General features: G+C 30.9%; 23 protein-coding genes and 3 tRNA genes. 19 read left to right on the plus strand and 7 right to left on the minus strand.

Annotated elements, in window-relative coordinates; translation table 11 throughout:
* The first annotated feature begins 16 nt into the window (after window positions 1-16).
* The 3 genes from CW733_RS05195 to CW733_RS05205 all read left to right on the plus strand — a co-directional run bounded on the left by CW733_RS05195 (window position 17) and on the right by CW733_RS05205 (window position 2860).
* Window positions 17-517, plus strand: coding sequence for a TrmH family RNA methyltransferase (locus CW733_RS05195; protein ID WP_100996194.1), 501 nt, complete (start codon window positions 17-19; stop codon window positions 515-517).
* Between the two features lie 64 nt (window positions 518-581).
* Window positions 582-1670 (plus strand): AI-2E family transporter, encoded by a 1089-nt coding sequence (locus CW733_RS05200; protein ID WP_100996195.1) that lies wholly within the window; start codon window positions 582-584, stop codon window positions 1668-1670.
* 8 nt (window positions 1671-1678) lie between these two features.
* Window positions 1679-2860: an SAM-dependent methyltransferase gene (locus CW733_RS05205; RefSeq protein ID WP_100996196.1), complete on the plus strand. Its 1182-nt coding sequence runs from the start codon at window positions 1679-1681 to the stop codon at window positions 2858-2860.
* Between the two features lie 51 nt (window positions 2861-2911).
* On the opposite strand, the gene CW733_RS05210 is transcribed toward CW733_RS05205, so the two are convergent.
* From CW733_RS05210 to CW733_RS05230, 6 genes are all read right to left on the minus strand, one after another.
* Window positions 2912-3322, minus strand: coding sequence for a hypothetical protein (locus tag CW733_RS05210; protein ID WP_100996197.1), 411 nt, complete (start codon window positions 3320-3322; stop codon window positions 2912-2914).
* A 380-nt stretch (window positions 3323-3702) separates the two neighbouring features.
* Window positions 3703-3861 carry a hypothetical protein gene (locus CW733_RS16520; protein ID WP_198520110.1) on the minus strand — a complete coding sequence of 53 codons (159 nt, stop codon included), beginning with the start codon at window positions 3859-3861 and terminating at the stop codon, window positions 3703-3705.
* Window positions 3862-3930: 69 nt separating this feature from the next.
* Window positions 3931-4004, minus strand: a tRNA-Arg gene (locus CW733_RS05215).
* A gap of 43 nt (window positions 4005-4047) precedes the next feature.
* A tRNA-Pro gene (locus tag CW733_RS05220) sits at window positions 4048-4122 on the minus strand.
* A 27-nt stretch (window positions 4123-4149) separates the two neighbouring features.
* Window positions 4150-4236: transfer RNA gene (locus CW733_RS05225), tRNA-Ser, on the minus strand.
* 102 nt (window positions 4237-4338) lie between these two features.
* Window positions 4339-6384, minus strand: a complete 2046-nt coding sequence (locus CW733_RS05230) for an HD family phosphohydrolase (protein ID WP_100996198.1) — start codon at window positions 6382-6384, stop codon at window positions 4339-4341.
* Window positions 6385-6520: 136 nt separating this feature from the next.
* Here CW733_RS05230 and CW733_RS05235 point away from each other — a divergent pair, with 136 nt between their 5' ends.
* The 4 genes from CW733_RS05235 to CW733_RS05250 all read left to right on the plus strand — a co-directional run bounded on the left by CW733_RS05235 (window position 6521) and on the right by CW733_RS05250 (window position 12956).
* Window positions 6521-7699, plus strand: a complete 1179-nt coding sequence (locus tag CW733_RS05235; RefSeq protein WP_100996199.1) for an acetyl-CoA C-acyltransferase — start codon at window positions 6521-6523, stop codon at window positions 7697-7699.
* Window positions 7700-7761: 62 nt separating this feature from the next.
* A complete protein-coding gene (locus CW733_RS05240) occupies window positions 7762-8511 on the plus strand; it encodes a C40 family peptidase (RefSeq protein ID WP_100996200.1) in 750 nt (249 codons plus the stop codon).
* Between the two features lie 103 nt (window positions 8512-8614).
* The gene (locus CW733_RS05245) at window positions 8615-11143 is read left to right on the plus strand and encodes a PIG-L family deacetylase (RefSeq protein WP_100996201.1); all 2529 of its coding nucleotides are present in this window, start codon (window positions 8615-8617) and stop codon (window positions 11141-11143) included.
* A gap of 112 nt (window positions 11144-11255) precedes the next feature.
* Window positions 11256-12956 carry a sodium:solute symporter gene (locus CW733_RS05250; protein ID WP_100996202.1) on the plus strand — a complete coding sequence of 567 codons (1701 nt, stop codon included), beginning with the start codon at window positions 11256-11258 and terminating at the stop codon, window positions 12954-12956.
* A gap of 236 nt (window positions 12957-13192) precedes the next feature.
* Here CW733_RS05250 and CW733_RS05255 read toward each other — a convergent pair whose 3' ends face one another.
* Window positions 13193-14041 (minus strand): DUF2911 domain-containing protein, encoded by an 849-nt coding sequence (locus CW733_RS05255; RefSeq protein ID WP_100996203.1) that lies wholly within the window; start codon window positions 14039-14041, stop codon window positions 13193-13195.
* A gap of 236 nt (window positions 14042-14277) precedes the next feature.
* Here CW733_RS05255 and CW733_RS05260 point away from each other — a divergent pair, with 236 nt between their 5' ends.
* The 12 genes from CW733_RS05260 to CW733_RS05310 all read left to right on the plus strand — a co-directional run bounded on the left by CW733_RS05260 (window position 14278) and on the right by CW733_RS05310 (window position 23233).
* Window positions 14278-14934 carry a TetR family transcriptional regulator C-terminal domain-containing protein gene (locus CW733_RS05260; RefSeq protein ID WP_100996204.1) on the plus strand — a complete coding sequence of 219 codons (657 nt, stop codon included), beginning with the start codon at window positions 14278-14280 and terminating at the stop codon, window positions 14932-14934.
* Window positions 14935-15010: 76 nt separating this feature from the next.
* The gene (locus CW733_RS05265) at window positions 15011-16321 is read left to right on the plus strand and encodes an AarF/ABC1/UbiB kinase family protein (RefSeq protein WP_100996205.1); all 1311 of its coding nucleotides are present in this window, start codon (window positions 15011-15013) and stop codon (window positions 16319-16321) included.
* Window positions 16322-16939, plus strand: a complete 618-nt coding sequence (locus tag CW733_RS05270; RefSeq protein WP_100996206.1) for a flavin reductase family protein — start codon at window positions 16322-16324, stop codon at window positions 16937-16939.
* Window positions 16940-16979: 40 nt separating this feature from the next.
* Entirely contained in the window at window positions 16980-18404 is a 1425-nt protein-coding gene (locus CW733_RS05275; protein WP_100996207.1) for an SDR family oxidoreductase, read from the plus strand.
* A gap of 50 nt (window positions 18405-18454) precedes the next feature.
* Window positions 18455-18760 (plus strand): TIGR03643 family protein, encoded by a 306-nt coding sequence (locus CW733_RS05280; protein WP_100996208.1) that lies wholly within the window; start codon window positions 18455-18457, stop codon window positions 18758-18760.
* 8 nt (window positions 18761-18768) lie between these two features.
* Window positions 18769-19470 carry a GTP cyclohydrolase I FolE gene (folE, locus tag CW733_RS05285; protein ID WP_100996209.1) on the plus strand — a complete coding sequence of 234 codons (702 nt, stop codon included), beginning with the start codon at window positions 18769-18771 and terminating at the stop codon, window positions 19468-19470.
* 91 nt (window positions 19471-19561) lie between these two features.
* A complete protein-coding gene (locus CW733_RS05290; RefSeq protein WP_100996210.1) occupies window positions 19562-20245 on the plus strand; it encodes an SDR family NAD(P)-dependent oxidoreductase in 684 nt (227 codons plus the stop codon).
* 2 nt (window positions 20246-20247) lie between these two features.
* Entirely contained in the window at window positions 20248-20784 is a 537-nt protein-coding gene (locus CW733_RS05295) for a glutathione peroxidase (RefSeq protein ID WP_100996211.1), read from the plus strand.
* 5 nt (window positions 20785-20789) lie between these two features.
* On the plus strand, window positions 20790-20954 hold the full coding sequence (locus CW733_RS16415) for a Lacal_2735 family protein (protein ID WP_157811541.1): 165 nt from the start codon (window positions 20790-20792) through the stop codon (window positions 20952-20954).
* Between the two features lie 5 nt (window positions 20955-20959).
* Window positions 20960-21421 (plus strand): TspO/MBR family protein, encoded by a 462-nt coding sequence (locus CW733_RS05300; RefSeq protein WP_100996212.1) that lies wholly within the window; start codon window positions 20960-20962, stop codon window positions 21419-21421.
* Between the two features lie 43 nt (window positions 21422-21464).
* On the plus strand, window positions 21465-21926 hold the full coding sequence (locus tag CW733_RS05305; protein ID WP_100996213.1) for an SRPBCC family protein: 462 nt from the start codon (window positions 21465-21467) through the stop codon (window positions 21924-21926).
* Window positions 21927-21928: 2 nt separating this feature from the next.
* Window positions 21929-23233: a deoxyribodipyrimidine photo-lyase gene (locus CW733_RS05310; protein WP_100996214.1), complete on the plus strand. Its 1305-nt coding sequence runs from the start codon at window positions 21929-21931 to the stop codon at window positions 23231-23233.
* The last annotated feature ends 61 nt before the right edge of the window (window positions 23234-23294 follow it).

Here is a 23294-nt window from a genome sequence, read left to right on the forward strand (position 1 = left end):
ACCGATAATTGAAAAAATGCAGCTCACCCACTACACCACGAACTTCAACAAAAAAATATTCCCAATAACTCTAGTTTGCGAGAACGTAACTAACGCTCCAAATATTGGTAGCTTATTTCGTATAGCAGATGCTTTTGGAGTAGAAAAAATAATCTTTTGCGCTAATGATATCCCGTTAGGTAGAAAAATGACAAAAACCTCTCGTGCTACAGAAAAAGTAGTAAATTATGAGGTTTGTGAACATGCTTTGGAAGTTATTTCAAATTTAAAAGCTCAAGATTATCAATGTATCGCTTTAGAAATAACAGAGAACAGTACTCCTATTCATGCATTTAAGTTTTCGGCAGATAAACCAATAGCTTTAATAATTGGTGACGAGAATTTTGGAGTTTCCGAAACTATATTAAAAGAGTGCGAACATATTCTTCATATTAACATGTTTGGTCAAAACAGTAGCATGAATGTTGTGCAAGCTACAAATATTGCACTTTATGAGATAACAAAACAATTGCAATAAATTAGGTTTAACAATTCGATATAAAATAATATATCATTTCTAATTCAATCAGTATATTTACTAAATGAATTCAAAAGCAATCTCAAACGGAATATTAAAATCCATTGCCATTTTGGTAGGTGTGTTTTTAGTACTTTTCTTTCTTTATAAAATTCAATCTATAATCGTTTATATAGCTATTGCTGCTGTAATATCGCTAATAGGAAGACCTATTGTCTTATTTTTAAGAGAACGGTTAAAATTTAAAAATGCGCTTGCCGTTATTACAACAATGCTGCTTTTAATAGGATTATTAATAGGATTAATAATGCTGTTTATTCCGCTAATTATCGAGCAAGGACATAATTTATCGCTCTTAGATATTAACCAATTGCAACAAAACACAGAAGATTTATACTTACAGATAGTAGAACATTTCGATCTAAAATATATTGATGTCGAGAAATCAATTAAAGAATCTAATATTTTAAGCAAAATTGATTATTCAATTATCCCTAATTTTTTAAATTCCATAATAGGTGGTTTAGGTAGCTTTAGCATTGGATTGTTTTCGGTTTTATTTATTTCGTTCTTCTTTTTAAAAGACAGTAAACTCTTTGCAAACGGCATCTTAACCTTCATTCCTGAAACTAAAGAGTCGCGTTGGGAAAACTCTTCAACTAAAATTAAAGATTTATTATCAAGGTATTTTGTTGGTTTAATATTTCAAATTCTAATTCTGTTTATTATTTACACCATATTCTTATTAATTTCTGGAACAGAAAATGCTGTAATTATTGCATTTTTATGTGCTTTACTAAACTTGATACCTTACGTTGGACCAATGATAAGTGGTGTGTTAATGATTATCCTATCGATGACTAGCAACTTAGGAGAAAGCTTTAAAGAAGTAATTATGCCTGCAACTTTATGGGTAATTATTGGTTTTGTTATTGGACAATTAATAGATAACTTTTTTAGTCAGCCTATTATATTCTCGAAGAGTGTAAAATCGCATCCTTTAGAAATATTTTTAGTTATTCTTGTTGCTGGTGTTTTGTTTGGAGTTGTTGGTTTAATAGTCGCTATTCCTGCTTACACTGCTATAAAAGTGATTTTAAAAGAGTTTTTATCTGATAATAAAATAGTAAAAAAATTGACTAAAAACATTTAAGCAACACTTTGAATAAAGAAATATTAAATACTGAAAATCAAATAATTATATATGAAAATATAAATTCAGATATTAATAAGTTTTCACTAAAAGGAGTCTCAACTTCTACCGCAAACACAAAAGAGTTAGTAAATCAAATTGAAGCAAAAAAAAAGTGTCAAAAAAAGCTTCCAACATGGTTTTCTACAAAAAACATATATTATCCAAACAAGCTAAATATAGAGCAAACCTCTTCTGAAACTACAGCGCAATACAAATCTAATTTAGTTTGTGGAGATGCTTTAATAGATTTAACTGGAGGCTTTGGTGTGGATTGTTATTACTTTTCAAAACAGGTGAAAAATGTATTTCACTGCGAAATCAACGAGAACTTGTCTAAAATTGTACAGCACAACTATAAGCAGCTTAATGTTGATAATATTACATGTATAGCTAAAAGCGGAATTACAGCCTTAGAAGAAGAGAAAAAGCATTACAATTGGATATATATTGATCCTTCAAGACGTAATGACATTAAAGGTAAAGTGTTTTTGCTTAAAGATTGCCTTCCTAGTGTGCCAGAACATATAGAATTACTTTTTAAGTATTCTAAAAATATAATGATTAAAACCTCTCCATTATTGGATATTAGTTCGGGAATTTCAGAATTGAGTAATGTAAAAGCCATTCATTGTATAGCTGTAAATAACGAAGTTAAAGAGTTATTATGGGTTTTAGAGCGTGATTATAATAATGAGATTGAGATTAAAACTGCAAACATAACCAAAGAGAATAAACAAGAATTTAATTTTTATTTAAATGAAGAATTCTCTGCTAATGTTGAGCTTAGCCAGCCACTAGCCTATTTATACGAACCAAATGCAGCAATTTTAAAAGCCGGTGCTTTTGAAGTGTTAGCTGATAAGCTAAATTTAAAAAAACTACATAAGCATTCACATTTATATACTTCAGAAAAACTAATTAACTTTCCAGGTAGATCTTTTAAAATAAATAACGTTTTAGAATACAATAAAAAGAAGTTTAAACGTGAGTTTAAAAACGTTAAAGCGAATGTTACGACTAGAAACTTCCCTGAAACTGTGCAACAAATACGTAAGAAGCTCAATTTAAAAGATGGTGGAGATGATTATCTGTTTTTTACTAAAAATATAGAAAACAAAACAATTATAATTATTACAACAAAAGCGTAAAAAAAGCCTAATTATTTCTAATTAGGCTTTTTTTAAGTTTATTCATTTATACTAAATTTCAACTGGAGAATTATCTTGTAATTCATTATTAGCATCAATAGTTACTTCTAATGTTGAGCAATTATACATAATAGACTCCATTTTTTGATCTGAAACTCCCGATTCTGTTGTTTCTTCTAAAACAAACAACAACTCACCTTCAGCGAAAGTAGTCCAACTAGTAGTACTTCCTGGAGCAACATTTTGAAAATCTCCTAATAATACCATATTAGAATCATAAATTTTAAAATCGAACGCAATTGCGCCATTATTAACAAAACATGCTTCTGGATTAGCATCTGTACAAGTAAAAGTACTTGTAGAACTTCCTCCAATGAATTTACTGTCGATATCTTCAACTGAACAACTAGAGGCTACTAGGATTACTAATACTAGCGATAATTTTTTTAATAGATATTTCATTATTTTTTATTTGGGACTGCAAAAGTACCATGCCTACCCTCTTTTTCTTTTATTGAGTAGATTCAAATCACAGACAATCGACAAAAAGCAAATAAAATCGACAAAACCCTATTTTATTTAACATTCAACAAAAGTGTAGACAAAAATGAAACAAAATAAACATCTGTTATACAGACGTACAACCCTGATATTAAGAATTTTTAAATTTTACAATCTAATTTTTTAAAACGAAAATAAGATTGCCCTATTATTTAACAAATATTATATAGCCTGCCTTTAGTTAAGATAGCAGAATAACTAAACACTTAAAACGTTTGCGTTTAATAAATATTAAGCTTTTAAGCGAGAAGTGTTTTATAGTAGAATGATTATGTCAAAACCTAAAGACTATCAGAATTAGCTTTAACTTTAGCTATAATCGCCTTAAGCTTTTCTTTTCTAGCTATTTTTTCTTGACGAAGCTTATTCTTCTTCTTATCCATTAACTTAGTATGCTTCGCTTTATTTTTTGTGTTTTTAGCACTTCCAGATTTTGCCATAGATAGTAATTTAGTATAAGAAAGGTTATAAAACAAGAAATCCCTTCCAAATTAATGAAAGGGATTCTGTGAGCCCGACAGGATTCGAACCTGTGACCGCCTCCTTAGAAGGGAGGTGCTCTATCCAGCTGAGCTACGAGCCCGTAGCAATAAAAAAAGTTTAAAATAAATTTTAAACTTTAATAGTCGGGGTGGCAGGATTCGAACCTGCGGCCTCCACGTCCCAAACGTGGCGCGATAACCGGGCTACGCTACACCCCGAAAACGATTATCTGTTTAATTTAATTGCGGAGAGACAGGGATTCGAACCCTGGGTACCATTGCTGGTACGACGATTTAGCAAACCGTTCCTTTCGGCCACTCAGGCACCTCTCCAATTATTTTAAATATTTTGTATGAACGTTGCAATAAATTGCGGCTGCAAATGTAAGATAACATCTAGTAAAACGCAACAATTTTATTTATTTTTTTTAATTTTTATTCAGGGTATTCAATTCTTAAATGGTAAATATTTGCAAGCTTGCGTTTTAGCACTTTTTTTATAGATTGAATTTCTTTAAAAGTTATGTTCGCATTTAGAAATTGCCCATCGTCCATTTGCTTATTTAGTATGTTTTCTACAAAATTATCAATTTTTGTAGAGGTCGGTTCTTTTAAACTTTTAGAAGCCGCCTCTACACTATCACACATCATTAATATAGCTGTTTCTTTACTAAATGGTTTAGGTCCAGGATAAGAGAAGTCTAAAATATCTACGTCTTCGTTTATTGCTTTTTCTTTCATATAAAAATAGTAGACACTACTATCTCCATGGTGCGTTCTTATAAAATCGATAACACGATCTGGTAAATTATTTTTCTTTGCTATCTCGATACCATTGATAACATGATCTACAATTACCGTTGCACTTTCTTTAGGCGATAATTCGTCATGCGGATTAAGCCCTGAAGATTGATTCTCTGTAAAATAAGTAGGATTTTGCATTTTACCAATATCATGATATAAAGCACCTACTCTAATTAACATAGCGTTTGCTCCTATTTCATTGGCAGCAGCTTCTGCTAAATTAGCAACGTTAAGGGAATGATGAAAAGTTCCGGGTGCTTCATTAGACAATCGTTTTAAAAGCTTAGAATTCGTATCTGACAGCTCTAAAAGAGATACATCTGAAACTAAACCAAAGAGTTTTTCATATATATAAATAAGTGGTTGCACGAATAGCGTTGCCAGACCGCATAATACAAATAAGCCAAAAGTATCCCATTTTAAGGTATCTATACTTCCTTCATGAATTAAGAAGAAAGCGAAATAGGCTATAATGTAAATAATTGTTATTTGTCCAACAGATATAAATAAATTAGCACGCTTATATAATTCTGAAACTGTAAGGATGGTAACTATTCCTGCAATAATTTGCAAGAACATATACTCATAACTATTTGGTACAATAAAACCTAGTAGTAAGACAGTAATTACGTGAGTAAATAATCCCAAACGTGCATCAAAAAAGGCCTTAAGTACTAATGGAAGTATTGCTATTGGTACAATATAAATATACTTAGAATCGTAATTAACTACTATGGTTGTTAACAAAACCATTAGGAATACATTGAAAAAAATAAAGGTGACTTTAGTATTATTATTAAATACATCGAGTCTATATTTTCTTAAGAAAAGTAATAGCATTAATAACGCAAGTGCGACCAATAATGTGTAAGCGAAAATGATTAAATTATAATTTGATTGATTCCAAACTTGAGATTTGTATTCGGATTCTAAAGATTTAAGAATTAGAAACTTATTACCCTCAACAACTTCTCCTTTAGAAATAATTAATTGTTCTTTTTCTATACTTCCTCTATTATAAGATATTGAATTTAAGCGATCTTCTAAGGCTTTGTCTGATAGATTTTTATCAAACTCTAGATTAGGTTTTATAATATTGAAAAACAAAATAGACAGAGGTTTGGCAAACTCTTCTAAATTGTTCTTTTCTAATTCTTCGTCAATTTTTGGTTTTACCTGTGTTTGTTTATAAATATTAGAAAAGTCGGTTTTACTAATCTCTACTCTATTTTTTAAAATTGTAACTGCCGATTTATTAGCTATAAGTTCGTCTTCATTGGTAACTCCATATTCGTAAAGTGTTTCAATAAGATTTTCTCCAAATTGTTTGATTTTAGCTTTAGAAGCATAAACTGAATCTGGAAAAGAAGCATTAAAATTTGTATTGTATTCCTTTAAAACATTAGCTTTTACAGTCTCTTCAAGATTAAAATATTTTATAGCACTTTTTTCAATTTGTATTTTTTCTTGTTCTAATTCTTCATTTGTTTTCTGAATAGCAAAATCAAAAGGAGCGTAAAGTGTTTCAGATTGCCAAGGTTTCCCTTTTTCGAAATCGTATTTAAATTTTCCGCTTTTTGGAAATAAATAAACAATTAAAAATGTAGTAACAATAAACAAAAGCACCTTGTAAATTAAAGCATGGTTTTTATAAAATTTATTTACTAAGTCTTTCATTATATAAAGTAAGATTTATTCTTTAAATTCAAATGTAATAAATTATGATTTCAATATTGCCGATTATAATTATATCAGTATAATTTTTACTAAAAATTGATTATTTTCGCAAGACATAAAACTTAATACTCATAAAATGAATAAAGAAGTAGTTATTGTATCGGCTGCAAGAACACCAATTGGTAGTTTTTTAGGCGCATTATCAACAATTCCAGCTCCAAAATTAGGAGCTATCGCTATTAAAGGCGCATTAGATAAAATCAATTTAAAGCCAGAATTAGTTCAAGAGGTTTTAATGGGTAATGTTGTGCAAGCTGGTACAGGTCAAGCTCCTGCTAGGCAAGCTGCAATATTTGCTGGTATTCCAAACACTGTACCTTGTACTACAATAAATAAAGTTTGTGCTTCTGGTATGAAAACCGTTATGCAAGCTGCTCAAGCTATTGCTTTAGGTGATGCAGATATTATAGTTGCTGGAGGTATGGAAAACATGAGTTTAATTCCACATTACTTTCATGCAAGAAGCGCTACTAAATTTGGTCCTGCAACAATGGTAGACGGTATGCAAAAAGATGGTTTAGTAGATGTTTACGACCAAAAAGCAATGGGAGTTAGTGCAGACGCTTGTGCTACAAAATATGAGTTTTCTCGTGAAGACCAAGATGCTTATGCTATACAGTCTTATAAAAGATCTGCTGCTGCATGGGAAGCGGGCAAATTTAATAACGAAGTAGTTCCTGTTGCTGTACCACAAAGACGTGGAGATGATGTAATAGTGAGTGAAGATGAAGAATATAAAAATGTAAGAATGGATAAAATTCCTACTTTACGTGCTGCTTTTACAAAAGAAGGTACAGTTACTGCTGCAAATGCTTCGACAATTAATGATGGTGCTGGAGCAATGGTATTAATGAGTAGAGAAAAAGCAGACGAATTAGGCTTAAAACCTTTAGCTACAATTAAAGGTTATGCAGATGCAGCTCACGAACCAGAATGGTTTACAACTGCTCCATCAATTGCTTTACCAAAAGCCTTAGGCAGAGCTGGTTTAGATATTGAAGATGTAGATTTCTTTGAATTTAACGAAGCTTTTTCTGTTGTTGGTTTAGCTAACATGAAAATATTAGGACTTAACGATAGTAACGTAAACGTAAATGGTGGTGCTGTTTCTTTAGGGCATCCGTTAGGTTGTTCTGGAGTTAGAATATTAATTACATTATTAAACGTTTTAGAGCAAAACAATGCTAAAATTGGTGCAGCTGCTATTTGTAATGGTGGTGGTGGTGCTTCGGCATTAATATTAGAACGTGCTTAAAATTAGTAGACTGTTTTCAATTGTGTACTAATTAAATAATAACAAAAATTCAATTTCAATAAATGCAATACGGCATTTGTAATTTAAGCATTGTCCCTTTAAGACTTGAAGCTAGCGATACCAGTGAATTGGTATCGCAAGTTTTATATGGAGATATATTTAAAATTACTGAAATGCGCAAATCTTGGTGTAAAATAAGGTTGGCTTTCGATAAATATGAAGGCTGGATTGACACCAAACAATATTTTGAAATTAGTAAAGAAGATTACGATATTTTACGTGAAGAATCGCCTAAACTGTCTTCAGATTTAATAGAATTTATTGAAGACAAAAACCAGCAACTCTACGCTATCCCTTTAGGTTCTCAACTTAATAGTTTATCTCTGTTAGAACATACTTTTGAAGGTGAACTTACTCAAGGGAAAAAAGAGAAAAACCAACTTATTACTTCTGCTTTTAACTATTTAAACGCACCATATCTTTGGGGCGGAAAAACACCTTTTGGCATAGACTGCTCTGGTTTTACACAAATGGTATATAAAATGAATGGTTATAAATTACTTCGTGATGCCTCACAACAAGCAACTCAAGGTGAAGCCTTAAGTTTTATTGAAGAAAGTGAGCCTGGAGATTTAGCCTTTTTCGATAATGCAGAAGGAAACATAGTGCACGTAGGTATTATTATGGAAGACAATTACATTATTCACGCTCATGGAAAAGTAAGAATAGATAGATTAGATCATTCTGGTATTTATAATGTGGATACAAAAATGCATACACACAAACTACGTGTTATAAAAAAAATAATCTAAGCGTTATCATTTAGTTAAAGAAAACCTAAAATTTGAAATTAAAAAAGTGATTGTTTATATTTGAGTATTCGTCTTTATTCGAGTAAAATTCAAAGAAAAAACAATGTCAAAAACTATTGCTTCACTCCTATTTATTTGCATTTTTTCAATAAATAGTTTCGCTCAACAACCAAAAAAACTCAATGCATCAGAAATATACCAATCTATAGAAAAACTAAATTTCTTAGGTTCGGTTTTATATGTTGCGGCACATCCAGACGACGAAAATACAAGGCTTATTTCTTACATGGCAAACCATGTAAAAGCAAGAACTGCTTATTTATCTTTAACGCGTGGTGATGGCGGGCAAAACCTTATTGGACCAGAAATTAGAGAACTTTTAGGCGTTATTAGAACTCAAGAATTACTAACTGCTAGACAAATAGATGGTGGAGAACAGCGTTTTACAAGAGCTAATGATTTTGGCTACTCTAAGCATCCTGACGAAACTTTAGCCATTTGGAATAAAGAAGAAGTATTAAGCGATGTTGTGTTGGCTATTCGTCAATTTAAGCCAGATGTTATTATTAACCGTTTCGACCATAGAAGCCCAGGTTCTACTCATGGTCATCATACAAGTTCTGCAATGTTAAGCTTTGAAGCTTTCGATATTGCAGGAGATGCAACCGTTTATCCAAATCAAGTAAAACAATATGGCACTTGGCAACCAAAACGAGAGTTTTTTAATACCTCTTACTGGTTTTACGGTAGTCAAGAAAAATTTGATGCAGCAGATAAATCTAATTTATTAAATTTTGATGTTGGTGAATATTATCCAAGTTCTGGATTAAGTAATACCGAAATAGCTTCTTTAAGTCGTAGTCAACATAAATCTCAAGGTTTTGGTAATACTGGAACTCGTGGAGAACAAATAGAATATATAGAATTAGTTAAAGGTGAAATGCCAAAAGATAAAAACAATATTTTTGATGGTATAGATACTTCATGGCATCGTGTAAAAGGCGGAAAAGCGATTGGTAAAATTTTAGAGAAAGTACAAGTAGATTATAACTTTAATAATCCATCAGCATCTTTAAAAGCGTTAATGAGTGCTTATACTTTAATTCAAAATTTAGAAGACAGCCATTGGAAAATAAATAAAACTGAAGAAATAAAAGACATCATCTCGGCTTGTAGCGGATTGTATTTAGAAGCTGTAGCTAAGGAAAGTACAAGTACTTTAAACAATAAAATTCAGTTAAATATTGAAGCAATAAACAGAAGCGCTTCTAGTATAGAATTACTATCGCTTACTAAATCTGATGATGGAAAAACAATCTCTAAAAACATCAATTTAGCTAATAATGTTTCTAAAAAAGATGCATTAGAATATTACATTTCTAACGAAGACAATTATTCGGTTCCATATTGGTTAGAAGAAAAAGGAACTTTAGGAATGTATAAGGTGAAAAATAAAGATTGGATTGGTTTACCTGAAACATTAACAACTGCAACTGTAAAATTCAATTTAAAAATTGAAGGCACTCCTATTTCTTTTACAAAAGCAATTATCTATAAAACCAACGATCCTGTAAAAGGAGAAGTTTATAAACCTTTTGAGATTATTCCAGAAGCTTCTGCTAAAATTTTAGAAAAAGTAATCATTTTCGCAAACGATTCTCAAAAAGAAATACCTGTTGTAGTTAAAGCAGGACGAGATAATTTAGAAGGTTATATTACCTTAAATTACCCAAAAGGATGGCGTGTTTTTCCGAAGCAACAAAAAATAAATATAGAACACAAAGGTCAAGAACAAACAGTATTTTTTACTATTATTCCTCCTAAAAACCAAAATGAAGGCACTATAACTCCTAAAGTTACAATTGGTAATAAAGTGTACACAAAAGAATTAATAGAGATTGATTACGACCATATTCCGTTTCAAACCGTGTTGTTACCAAGCGAAACAAAAATTGTGCGTTTAGACATTAAAAAACGAGGCGAAAATATTGCATACATTGAAGGTGCTGGAGATGTTGTACCAGAAAGCTTAAAGCAAATTGGATATAATGTGGTTATTATTTCGCCAGAAGATATTACAACAGAAAACTTAAATAGATTTGATGCTGTTGTAGTTGGTATTAGAGCTTATAACACCGTTGAAGCCTTAAATTATAGACAAGAAGCGCTATTCGATTTTGTAAAAAATGGTGGTAATATGATTGTGCAATACAATACAAGCCATAGAATTAAAGTAGATAATATTGCACCTTATAGTTTAACACTTTCTAGAGACAGAGTTACAGACGAGTTTGCAGATGTTACTTTTGTAAATCCTAATCACGAAGTACTAAACAGCCCAAATAAAATTACTCAAGAAGATTTTAAAGGTTGGACACAAGAACGTGGTTTGTATTTTCCTAAAGAATGGTCTAGCGAGTTCACTCCAATTCTATCCATGCACGATAAAGGAGAAACAGCAAAAACAGGAAGTTTACTAGTAGCAAAACATGGAAAAGGACATTATATTTATACAGGTTTAAGTTTCTTTAGAGAGTTTCCTGCAGGTGTTTCTGGTGCTTATAGATTGTTTGCAAATATGTTGAGTATTGGAAAAGAAGATATCGCTAATGAATCTAAAATAAAGAACTAATATGGAAAATAACCAACCAAAATACAAGTGGAATAACCTCTACACATTAATTCTTGTAGCAAACGCTGTTTACATTATTGCATTCTACTTTATCACAAAAGCGTTTTAATATATGCAAGCATTAGATTGGGTTGTTTTAATAGGAACACTACTAACCATAGTAATTTATGGTACTATTCAAACCAGAGGAAGTAAAAATGTGGAGGACTACTTAAAGGGTGGAAATCAGTCTAAATGGTGGACTATCGGTTTATCTGTAATGGCAACACAAGCAAGTGCTATTACATTTCTATCTACTCCAGGACAAGCATTTAACGATGGTATGGGCTTTGTACAATTCTATTTTGGATTGCCAATTGCCATGATTGTTATTTGTATGGTATTTATTCCACTATACCATAGGCTAAAAGTTTACACAGCATACGAGTTTTTAGAAAATAGATTCGATAGAAAAACAAGAACACTTACTGCAATTCTATTTCTTATACAACGTGGTTTGGCTGCTGGTATTACCATCTTCGCTCCTGCCATTATTCTATCGGCTGTTTTAGGATGGAACTTATTATTACTAAATATTATTATTGGTGTTTTAGTAATTATTTACACTGTTTCTGGTGGAACAAAAGCTGTTAATGTTACACAAAAGCATCAAATGATTGTGATATTTACTGGAATGATTATCGCTTTTGTTCTAATAATGAATCAATTACCGGAAGATATTTCATTTTCAAAAGCAATAGAAATTGCTGGAGCTAGTGGGAAAATGGAAGTCTTAGATTTTTCTTTCGACTTGAATAATCGTTATACTTTTTGGACAGGTATAATTGGTGGAACCTTTTTAATGTTGTCGTATTTTGGAACAGACCAAAGTCAAGTACAACGTTACTTATCTGGAAAATCTGTTAGAGAAATGCAATTAGGCTTAATGTTTAATGGTCTTTTAAAAATACCAATGCAGTTTTTTATTCTGTTTGTTGGTGTAATGGTATTTGTTTTTTATCAATTTAACCAAGCTCCTGTAAACTTTAATCCTACAGCTACAGAAGTGGTTTTAAATTCTGAATATGCTGAAGAATACAAGGCGATTCAACAAGAACAAAAAACACTATTTGAAAATAAAAAAGCAGCAATTAATCATTTTGTTTTAGCTAAAAACAATACAAATACAGCAAGCATAGCTTCATTTAACACTGCTAACGATGCTCTAAGAGAAAAAGCAAAAGCCTTAATAGAGAAAGCAGGAGATGCTAATAATGTAAAAGTAGAAAGCAATGATAAAGATTACGTTTTTATTCATTTTATACTAAACAATTTACCAAGAGGTTTAATAGGCTTGTTATTAGCAGTAATTCTATCTGCTGCAATGTCTAGTACTGCCAGCGAATTAAATGCTTTAGCAAGTACAACTACTATCGATTTATACAAACACAGAGTTGGCGAAAAAACAGAAATACAAATGGTTGCTGCATCAAGATGGTTTACTTTAATTTGGGGAATATTAGCCATTGGAGTCGCCTGTGTTGCTAATCTCGCAGAGAATTTAATACAATTAGTAAATATTATTGGCTCTATATTTTATGGTAATGTATTGGGTATATTTTTACTGGCATTCTTTTTTAAACATGTAAAAGCAAATGCCGTTTTTGTAGCTGCTTTTATTACTCAGTTTTTAGTAATTACACTTTTCCTTTTAGATAATTACCAATTAATAAACCTTCCCTTTTTATGGCTTAATTTTATTGGATGCGTTATTGTTATTGGGATTGCTTGTTTACTTCAATCTAGAAATACATACGTTGGCAAAATTAATTAATAATATCTAAAATTAGATGATAGAAGTTTAAACTTCTATCATCTAATTTTTCAGTAATCGATACTATTGAATTGATTACTGTTTATTTATAAACAAATAAAAGAGTTCTATAATAATTCATGTTCAATAATTATTTTCACTTTAAGGAAACGAATAAAATGCAAAAAGCGCAATCCATAAGATTGCGCTTTTTAAATTATTAAATTCTAAGAATTTAGAAATTGAAGTAGTCAAGACTACATTCCTCCCCATTCTTTAATAGAATCATTATTCATTTTTACATAGTCAGCATTTCCTGCTTTCTCTGCTCCTGCTAAAGACGCTTTTGCAGCTTTAATAGCCATCTTAGTATTTCCTGCTTTTGCGTGGATTAAAGATTGTTGACGTAACATCCAAAATTTAGGATCATCCTTAGACATTTCAATAGCTTTATCAATCCAAGTTACAGCTTGCTTAATATCTCCTCCAGATTCTAAGTTGTAACGTGCAGCTCCATAATAATCTGAAACTCCAGGACCATTCATTACTTTAGTAATACTAGCATTCATTTTCTTTGCTGTTGGAACTTCTATTTTAATACCAACATAAGAACTTTCCCAAAGGATACCTAACATTGCAGAATCGTTTGTTAAATCATCAAAAAGCATCGTAAATGTTTCCATTTTCATAGGCATGTTCATAACATCTACAGTTACTTTAGCAGCAACTAAACTGTCATCCCATTTAGCAGGTGTTCCCCAATTATCTGTATTAGCATAAAAAACAACATCCCAAGACTTTTCGTTTGGTGTTGTAAAAATAGCGTAAGATCCTGCTTTTACTTCTTTTCCTCCAATAGTAACATCGTCACTAAAAGTAATCATAGAGTTTTTGTTAGCTCCTGTTCTCCATAATTTACCGTAAGGCACTAAATTCCCATATATAGTACGCCCTCTCATTCCTGGTCTAGAATATTCTAACGTTAAATCTGTTAAACCTACCTTCTGCTCTACTTTTGCAGCAGGACTTGGTTGTGGTGTTTCAATTTGAGCATTTACAGTAAAAGAAGCTGTAAACACTAAAGCAATCATCAATAGTTTTTTCATAATATTTTTATTTGATTAGAGTTAATTTTTCCAACGTAAATTTACGCATAACCAATAGCTTAGTTTGTTAATAAAACCTTAAAATAAAGATATTCATTCTCTATCGAATTAAAAGTTTAAAACATCTAAAAGCTTACTTTAAAACTAATGAAGTCATAATCTCATGTTAATTTTGTTTAATAAAGAAACAAAATGATTAAACATTTTGTATCTTTATAGTATCAAAAATTGATATAATGGCTAAAAAGAAAAATATTAATGAGAATGATATCATTTTATTCTACATGGATTATGTTTTAGAGCATAACCACCAACCAAAATCAGTGTCTAGTTTTACAAAGCATAACAACTTTGAAGAATTAAAATTTTATGAATTCTTTGATTCTTTTGAAACAGTTGAAAAACATGTATTTAAAGCATTTCATGATAATACAATAATAGCTTTAAACAAAAGTGTAGACTATTCAGGTTTTGAACCTAGAAATAAACTATTAAGTTACTACTATACTTTTTTCGAGAATTTAACAGCTAATAGAAGTTATGTGGTATATGCATTACACAAGCAAAATAACAGTTTAAAATCTTACAAATCTTTAGCAAAACTAAAATCTAGTTTTTCCCATTATATTCAAGATTTAGGTATTGAACTTATTGATGTAAAAGAAGACCGCTTAGAAAAAATTCAAAATCGAGGGCTAAAAGAAACAGCATGGCTACAATTGTTATTAACTATGAAGTATTGGATGGATGACGATTCTCCTAGTTTCGGAAAAACAGACATTTTTATAGAAAAATCAGTTAATACTAGTTTCGACGCTCTAAATATTGCACCTCTAAAAAGCTTAATAGACTTTGGGAAATTTATTTTCAAAGAAAAAATAAAGAAGAGTTAAAGTACAAATCTTAGTGTCATTCAAACCGAAACTAAGAATCTATTTCTAATTCCTAAAAAAGATAAAACACAAACTATTGAAAACAATAGACAAAATACCAACATCAAAAATTCAGCGTGCTTCAAAGCTTGTGCAAACAGGTGCTAAAGTTGGCGTTAACTATCTTAAATACTATGGAGATAAATTAACAAAAACCGAAGAAGAAGCAAAGTCTCGTTTAAACGAGAATAATGCTGAAGATATATACGACGGACTAAAAAAACTTAAAGGAAGTGCACTAAAAGTGGCACAAATGCTAAGTATGGAAAAGAGTATTTTACCACAAGCTTATGTGGAAAAATTTTCTCTTGCGCAATTTTCTGTACCACCACTTTCTGCTCCTTTAGTAATTAAAACATTTAAGAAATACTTTGGCAAATTGCCTAATGAAATCTACGACACCTTTAATTCAACGTCTGTTAATGCTGCCAGTATTGGTCAAGTGCATTTAGCAGAAAAAGATGGGAAGAAGCTTGCTGTGAAAATTCAATATCCTGGTGTCGCAGATAGTATTTCTAGTGATTTGGCAATGGTAAAACCTATTGCAATCCAAATGTTTAATATTAAAGGAAAAGACAGCGACAAATACTTTAAAGAAGTAGAGAATAAATTGGTTGAAGAAACTAATTATATTCTTGAAATAGCTCAAAGTAAGGAAATAGTAGCTGCTTGTAAACACATTTCAAATTTAAAATTTCCAGAGTATTATGAAGAATTATCTTCCGAAAGAATAATTACTATGGATTGGATGGATGGTGAACATTTAAGCGAGTTTACTGCCTACAACACCGATCAAGAAAAAGCAAATAAAATAGGTCAAGCACTTTGGGATTTCTATATGTTTCAAATGCACGAGTTAAAAAAAGTACATGCAGATCCGCATCCTGGTAATTTCTTAATTTCGAAAGAAGTGGAACTAATTGCTTTAGACTTTGGATGTATGAAAACCATACCAGAAGAGTTTTATGTTCCCTATTTTGAATTAGCAAAGAGAGAAAGCATAGACAATGCCGAAATTTTCGATACCAAAATGTATCAATTAGAGATTTTACGTGAAGACGATTCTCCTGAAGAATTAGCCTTTTTCAGAAGCCTATTTCATGAAATGTTAAGTCTCTTCACACAGCCTTTACAAAGTGAAACATTTGATTTTTCCGATCCTGAATTTTTTGGTAAAATAACAGAATTAGGTCAGAAATACAGTAAGAGTGCTGAGTTGCGTAAAATGAATGGTAATAGAGGTTCTAAACATTTTATCTACATCAATCGTACGTTCTTTGGCTTGTATAATTTAATGTTCGATCTAAAAGCACAGGATATTAAAATCAATAATTATAAAACTTTATAAATGCAATATTTTAGTCTAGACGATATTAATAATTTACAGCATTTATACAAAATAAACCTGATTAATAGTTGCTCAGGATTTAAGTCTGCAAACTTAATAGGCACAAAATCAAAAGATGGAATTGAAAACGTTGCGGTTTTTAGTTCTGTAACTCATGTTGGTTCTAATCCTCCAATTTTAAGTTTCTTTTGTAGACCAACAACAGTTACCAGAGATACCTACGAAAACATAAAAACAACAGGAACTTATACTCTAAATCATGTAAATGAATCTAATTTTGAAGACGCACATCATACTTCAGCTAAATACGATTCAAGTATTTCAGAGTTTGATAAAACAAACCTAATTTCAGAATATAGAGAAAACTGCTTTGCTCCTTTTGTAAAGGACGCTCCTATTCAATTAGAAATGAAATTTGTTGGAGAATATAATATAAAAGAAAATGGAACCATTTTGGTTTTAGGTGAAATTCAAGGACTTTATATAAATGAAAATATTGTGACTGAAGATGGTTTTATAAATCTATCTGAAGCAAAAGTTGCTGCCATTAATGGACTAGATGGTTATACGTTTCCAAAATTAAAAGAAAGGTTAACTTACCAAAGGCCTAAGTCGTAAATAGTTAATTATTAGATAATTATTACTAATTTAAAAAACCATGAAAATATTAGTTACAGGTGCAACAGGTTATATAGGGAAACGTATTATTCCGTTACTTATAGAGCAAGGTCATACTGTAATTTGTGCTGTAAGAGGTAAGCTAAGAACAGAAAAACGCTACAGCGAAGAAAATAAAATTCAAGTTGTTGAAGTCGATTTTTTAAACAAAGAGACTTTAGAAAACATTCCAAAAGATATAGATGCTGCTTATTATTTAATTCACTCTATGTCTAATTCTGTTTCTCATTTCCAACAAATGGAGAAAGATTGCGCTGTAAACTTCAAGAACGCAATAGAAAAAACAAACTGTAAACAAGTTATCTATCTAAGTGGTATTACTAATGATACCAAACTATCTAAACACCTACTTTCACGTAAAAATGTAGAAAATACATTAGTATCAACAAAATATGGTTTAACTGTTTTTAAAGCAGGAATTATTGTTGGTTCTGGAAGTAGTTCTTTCGAAATTATTAGAGATTTAGTAGAAAAACTTCCTATTATGGTAGCACCCAAATGGTTAAATACAAAAACCCAACCAATTGCTATTAGAGATGTCCTTGCTTTTTTAACTCGTAGTTTGGGTGACCAAAGGTTATATAATAATTCTTACGATATTTTTGGTCCAGAAATTTTAACTTATAAAGAGTTACTATTAAGGTTTGCCAAATCAAGAAACCTAAAAAGAACTATTATTACATTTCCTATAATGACTCCACAGTTGTCTAGTTATTGGTTATACTTTGTTACCTCTACGTCTTACAAGTTAGCAAGAACTTTGGTAAATAGTATGGGAGTTGAGATTATTGGTAAAGCTAGTGATATCAATGTCTTATTAGGTGTTCATCCGATGAGTTATGAAAAAGCTTTAAAATTTGCTTTTGTAAAAATTAAACAAAATAGTATTATTTCTAGCTGGAAAGACTCTTTTGCAAGCAGTCGAAGTAGAAAACGAGTGTCTGCCAAGTACATTAATGTTCCAAAATATGGTTGTTTTAAAGATGTAAAAGAACGTAAGGTTTTAGATGAAGAACGCACATTTGTAAAAATATGTGCAATAGGTGGTAATAATGGCTGGTACTACGGAACTGCTTTATGGAAAATTCGTGGTTTTATTGATAAATTATTTGGAGGTATTGGCCTTAGAAGAGGTCGCACAAATAAAGACACCATTAAAACTGGCGATGCTTTAGACTTTTGGCGGGTACTTTTAATAGATGAAGAAAATAAACGCTTACTACTTTTTGCCGAAATGAAGCTTCCCGGAGAAGCATGGCTAGAATTTAGAGTAGCTAAAGGAAAAGTATACCAACGTGCTGTTTTTAGGCCAAAAGGTTTAGCCGGAAGATTATATTGGTATAGCGTATTGCCATTTCATGGTTTCATATTTAATGGCATGATAAGGAAGCTTGCAAGTGCCTAAAGAGAATACATTGTTTTTTGATACACTTTTAAATGAAAAAATAAAATTTGATGAACAGAATAATTTCCAAACCAAATAGCCCAGAAAATTTCACTATCGAAGACATTGATCGCATTATAGAGATGGCTTGGGAAGATAGAACGCCTTTTGATGCTATAACGTTTCAGTTTGGTATTAAAGAGCAGGAAGTTATCGAGCTCATGCGTAAAGAAATGAAGTCCAGTAGTTTTAGAATGTGGCGCGCTAGAGTTCAAGGTAGAAAAACAAAACATTCTAAAAATAGAAACTTTGAAGATGGCCGTTTTAAATGTTCTAGACAGAAGCAAATAACACATAATAAAATAAGTAAGAGATAAATATTGCTATGAACAAGACTAATTTAAATTTACTTAAAGAAGAAACCAATAAGGTTTTAAACGGAGGATCTAATGCAGATATTGGAGATGACCATTGGTTTACAGGTTTAAATACGCCAATGAGAGCTGATGCTTTTGATATTTCTGACACTGAGAAAAAAGAAAAAATAGAAGAATTATTTAGTAAAATAATGGATGTTTTAGGCATGGATTTAACAGACGATTCTTTAAAAGGAAGCCCTAAACGAGTTGCTAAAATGTATGTTGAAGAAATTTTCTCTGGACTAAACCCTGCAAATAAACCAGCAATTACTTTATTTGATAATAAGTATCAATATAACCAGATGCTGGTAGAAAAAAACATCACGTTTTACTCAAATTGCGAACATCATTTTGTACCAATAATAGGTAAAGCACATGTGTCTTATATTTCTTCGGGTAAGGTTATTGGTCTTTCTAAATTAAATAGAATTGTTCAATATTTTGCAAATCGACCTCAAGTGCAAGAACGTTTAACAAATCAAATAGCAAACGAATTAAAAACGATTCTAAAGACAGAAAATGTAGCTGTTATTATAGATGCTAAACATTTATGTGTATCCTCAAGAGGAATTAAAGATGAGACTTCGTCAACAGTAACTTCTTATTATGGAGGTGCTTTTAAAACACAAGCTAAAATAACAGAATTACAAAATTACCTTAGAGATTAAAATAAATATAAACGACTCATTTGTCGTGCGCAATATTAGAATAGATTGTGTTTATTAAAATTGTATCTATAATATAAAATCATTATTCAAAATGAAAAACATAGTAATAATAGGCGGAAGTAAAGGTATTGGAAACGCAATAGTTAACAATCTAATTGGAGACAATAAAGTATTTAATATTAGTAGAACTGAACCAGAAATAAAACATAAAAACTTAACGCATTACAGCTGTGATGTTTTAAGTGATGAACTTCCAGAAATAGAAGCAATAGATACTTTAATCTACTGTCCAGGAAGTATTAATTTAAAGCCAATTTCTAGATTAAAACTCGAAAATTTTAGAGAAGATTTTGAAATAAACGTAATTGGTGCAGTAAAAGCAATTCAAAAATATTTACCTTTATTAAAGAATGGAAATGCACCTTCTATCCTACTATTTAGTACAGTCGCTGCTAAATTAGGAATGCCATATCATGCTAGTGTTGCAGCTGCAAAATCTGCTGTGGAAGGTTTAACCAAATCATTAGGAGCAGAGTTAGCACCAACAATTCGAGTTAATGCTATTGCGCCTACTGTAACTAATACAGATCTAGCAGCAAAATTATTACGGAATGAAAAAATGATTGAGAATATTACAGAACGTCATCCTCTTAAAAAGTTTTTAAATCCAGAAGAAGTTGCAACAATGGCAGAATTTTTAACCTCGGAAAAAGCAGCATCAATATCAGGTCAAATTTTTCAAATGGATTGTGGTATTGTTAGCTTTAAAATATAACTATGAATCCATTCAAAATATTTGCACGTACATTATTCTCAAAAGAAACAGACAACATAAATAGTCTCCAATCTATTTACAATATAGAAATTAATGGCATAAACGGTAAACCTATTGTGCTTTCCAATTTTAAAGGCAAACATCTTTTATTTGTCAATGTAGCTTCTAAATGTGGTTTCACTCCTCAGTATAAAGATCTGCAAGAATTGCATGATGCATATAAAGAAAAATTAGTAATTATTGGAGTGCCTTGTAATCAATTTGGCAAACAAGAACCTGGAAATACTAAAGAAATAGAGACCTTTTGTGAAGTAAATTATGGTGTCACTTTTTTAATTTCTGAAAAAACAGAAGTTAAAGGCAGTAACATACATCCACTATATAAGTGGCTGACACAAAAGAGTAAAAATGGAGTTTCTAGCTCTATTGTAAAGTGGAATTTTCAAAAATATTTAGTAAATTCTGAAGGAAAATTAATCGATTACTATTTTTCTACTACAAAACCTACAAACGTTAAAATAACTAAACACTTAAAATAAAGATTATGTTCGGATTATTTAAAAAAACAACTGAAGCAGAAAAACTTCAAAAGCAATATGAGAAATTATTAAAAGAATCTTTTAATCTCTCTAAATCGAATCGTAGTGCTAGCGATGCTAAAATGGCTGAAGCAGAAGCCATACAAGATAAAATAATGGCCTTAAAATAATAAATATGAAGTTTGTAAAATACATTATCTTCTTTCTAATCATAAATTTTGGAAGCCTCGCTTTTGGTAGCTGGTTAATGGATAACGGACCAATGACCACTTGGTATCAATCACTAAACCAAGCACCTTGGACGCCTCCAGGTTGGGTTTTTGGAGTTGCGTGGACTTTAATAATGATTTCTTTTTCTGTTTATTTAAGCTACTTATTTTTAAAAGCAGATAGTAATAAGTTAAGATTAGCTTTCGCTATACAAGTATTTTTAAACGTAATATGGAACTATATATTTTTTAATCAGCATTTAGTCTCTTTAGGCTTGGTTATTATATCTGCCTTAACAGTGGTTGTTTTTACCTTTTTCTTTAGTAATTTAAAAACGATGAAAAGCAAAAGCTATCTCCTTTTACCGTACATGATTTGGCTCCTAATCGCAACCTCATTAAACGCTTACATATTATTTTATAATTAAAGTGATTTTTCGCTTTCGCGGAAATAAAAAAACAAATTTTAAAATGAAAATATACACATTCCATAAAAAGCAAAACTTACCAATTACCAAAGAGCAAGCTTGGGCTTTTTTGTCAAGTCCAAAAAACTTAAAAACTATTACTCCAGATTATATGGGATTCGACATACTTTCGGGAGCAGATAGGCCAATGTATGCTGGACAAATAATTCAATACATAGTTACACCTGTTTTAGGGATTAAAACTAAATGGGTTACAGAAATTACTCATGTTGTAGATGGTGAATATTTTGTAGACGAACAACGCTTTGGTCCTTACGCTTTATGGCATCACAAACACTTTATTAAGGAAATTGAAGGTGGTGTTGAAATGGAAGATATAATAGATTACAAAGTACCTATGGGTATTTTAGGGCAAATGGTTAATCCCATTTTAGTAAGACCAAAATTGGAAGAGATTTTTAAATATCGAACACAAAAGTTAGAAGAATTATTCGGGAAATATTAAATATGAAACAACCCATAAACATATTTTGGTTTAGAAGAGATTTACGTTTAGAAGATAATCATGGTTTTTATGAAGCTCTAAAAGCAGGTAAACCAGTATTACCAATCTTTATTTTCGATGAAACGATATTAAGTAAACTCCCTAAAAATGATGCACGCCTTACTTTTATACATGAAAGTTTACAAGCAATGCAAGACACTCTTAAAAAAGAATACAACTCAAGTATCGCTATATATTATGGCACACCAGAAATAATATTTAAACAATTAATTGAAATCTATTCTATAGAATCTATTTATACTAATAGAGATTACGAACCTTACGCACTTTCTAGAGATAAGCAAATAGAAACACTTTTAACAACCAATAAAATTGATTTTAAAACATTTAAAGATCAAGTAATTTTTGAACGTAACGAGATTGTAAAAAAAGATGGTACACCTTATAGAGTTTACACACCTTTTTCTCGTGTATGGATAGATGAATTTAGAAGAAATGGGTTGCTGTTTTTTCCTTCGGAAGAACTACTCAATAATACATTACAAAATTCAGAATTGCCAAATTTAAGTTTAAAAGACATTGGTTTTCAAGAAGCTAAAGTTAAAGTAGAACACTATACAGTTACACCTACTCTAATTGCAGATTACGAAACAACACGAAACTTTCCTGCACAAGATAATACTTCTAAATTAGGTCCACATTTACGTTTTGGAACCGTAAGTATTCGTAAAATGGTAGATGAAGCTTCAAAACAACAAAATATTACCTTTCTAAAAGAGTTAATTTGGCGAGAGTTTTTTATGCAAATACTATGGCACTTTCCACACACAGCTAAAGACAGTTTTAAACCAAAATATGAACGCATAGAATGGCGTAACAACGAAACCGAATTTAAAGCATGGTGTGAAGGCAAAACTGGTTATCCTTTGGTAGATGCAGGAATGCGACAATTAAACGCAACTGGCTTTATGCATAATCGTGTACGTATGCTTGTTGGTAGTTTTTTATGTAAGCATTTATTAATAGATTGGCGTTTTGGTGAAGCCTATTTTGCATTAAAGCTACACGATTATGATATGTCTAGCAATATTGGTAACTGGCAGTGGGTTGCAGGTTGTGGTGTAGATGCTGCTCCATACTTTAGAATCTTTAATCCAACTACTCAAATCGAAAAATTCGATAAACAACACGACTATATAAAAAAATGGGTTCCAGAATATCAAGAACTTACTTATGCTACTCAAATTGTAGATCACAAAGAAGCTAGAGAACGTTGCTTAAGAGTTTATAAAGAGGCTGTTTCGTAATTCTATAAATGCATATTGTATTTTTTTACTAACTTTATAATTCAACTTATAAAACATAAAG

Source organism: Lacinutrix sp. Bg11-31 (assembly GCF_002831665.1).
Taxonomy (GTDB): Bacteria; Bacteroidota; Bacteroidia; order Flavobacteriales; family Flavobacteriaceae; genus Lacinutrix.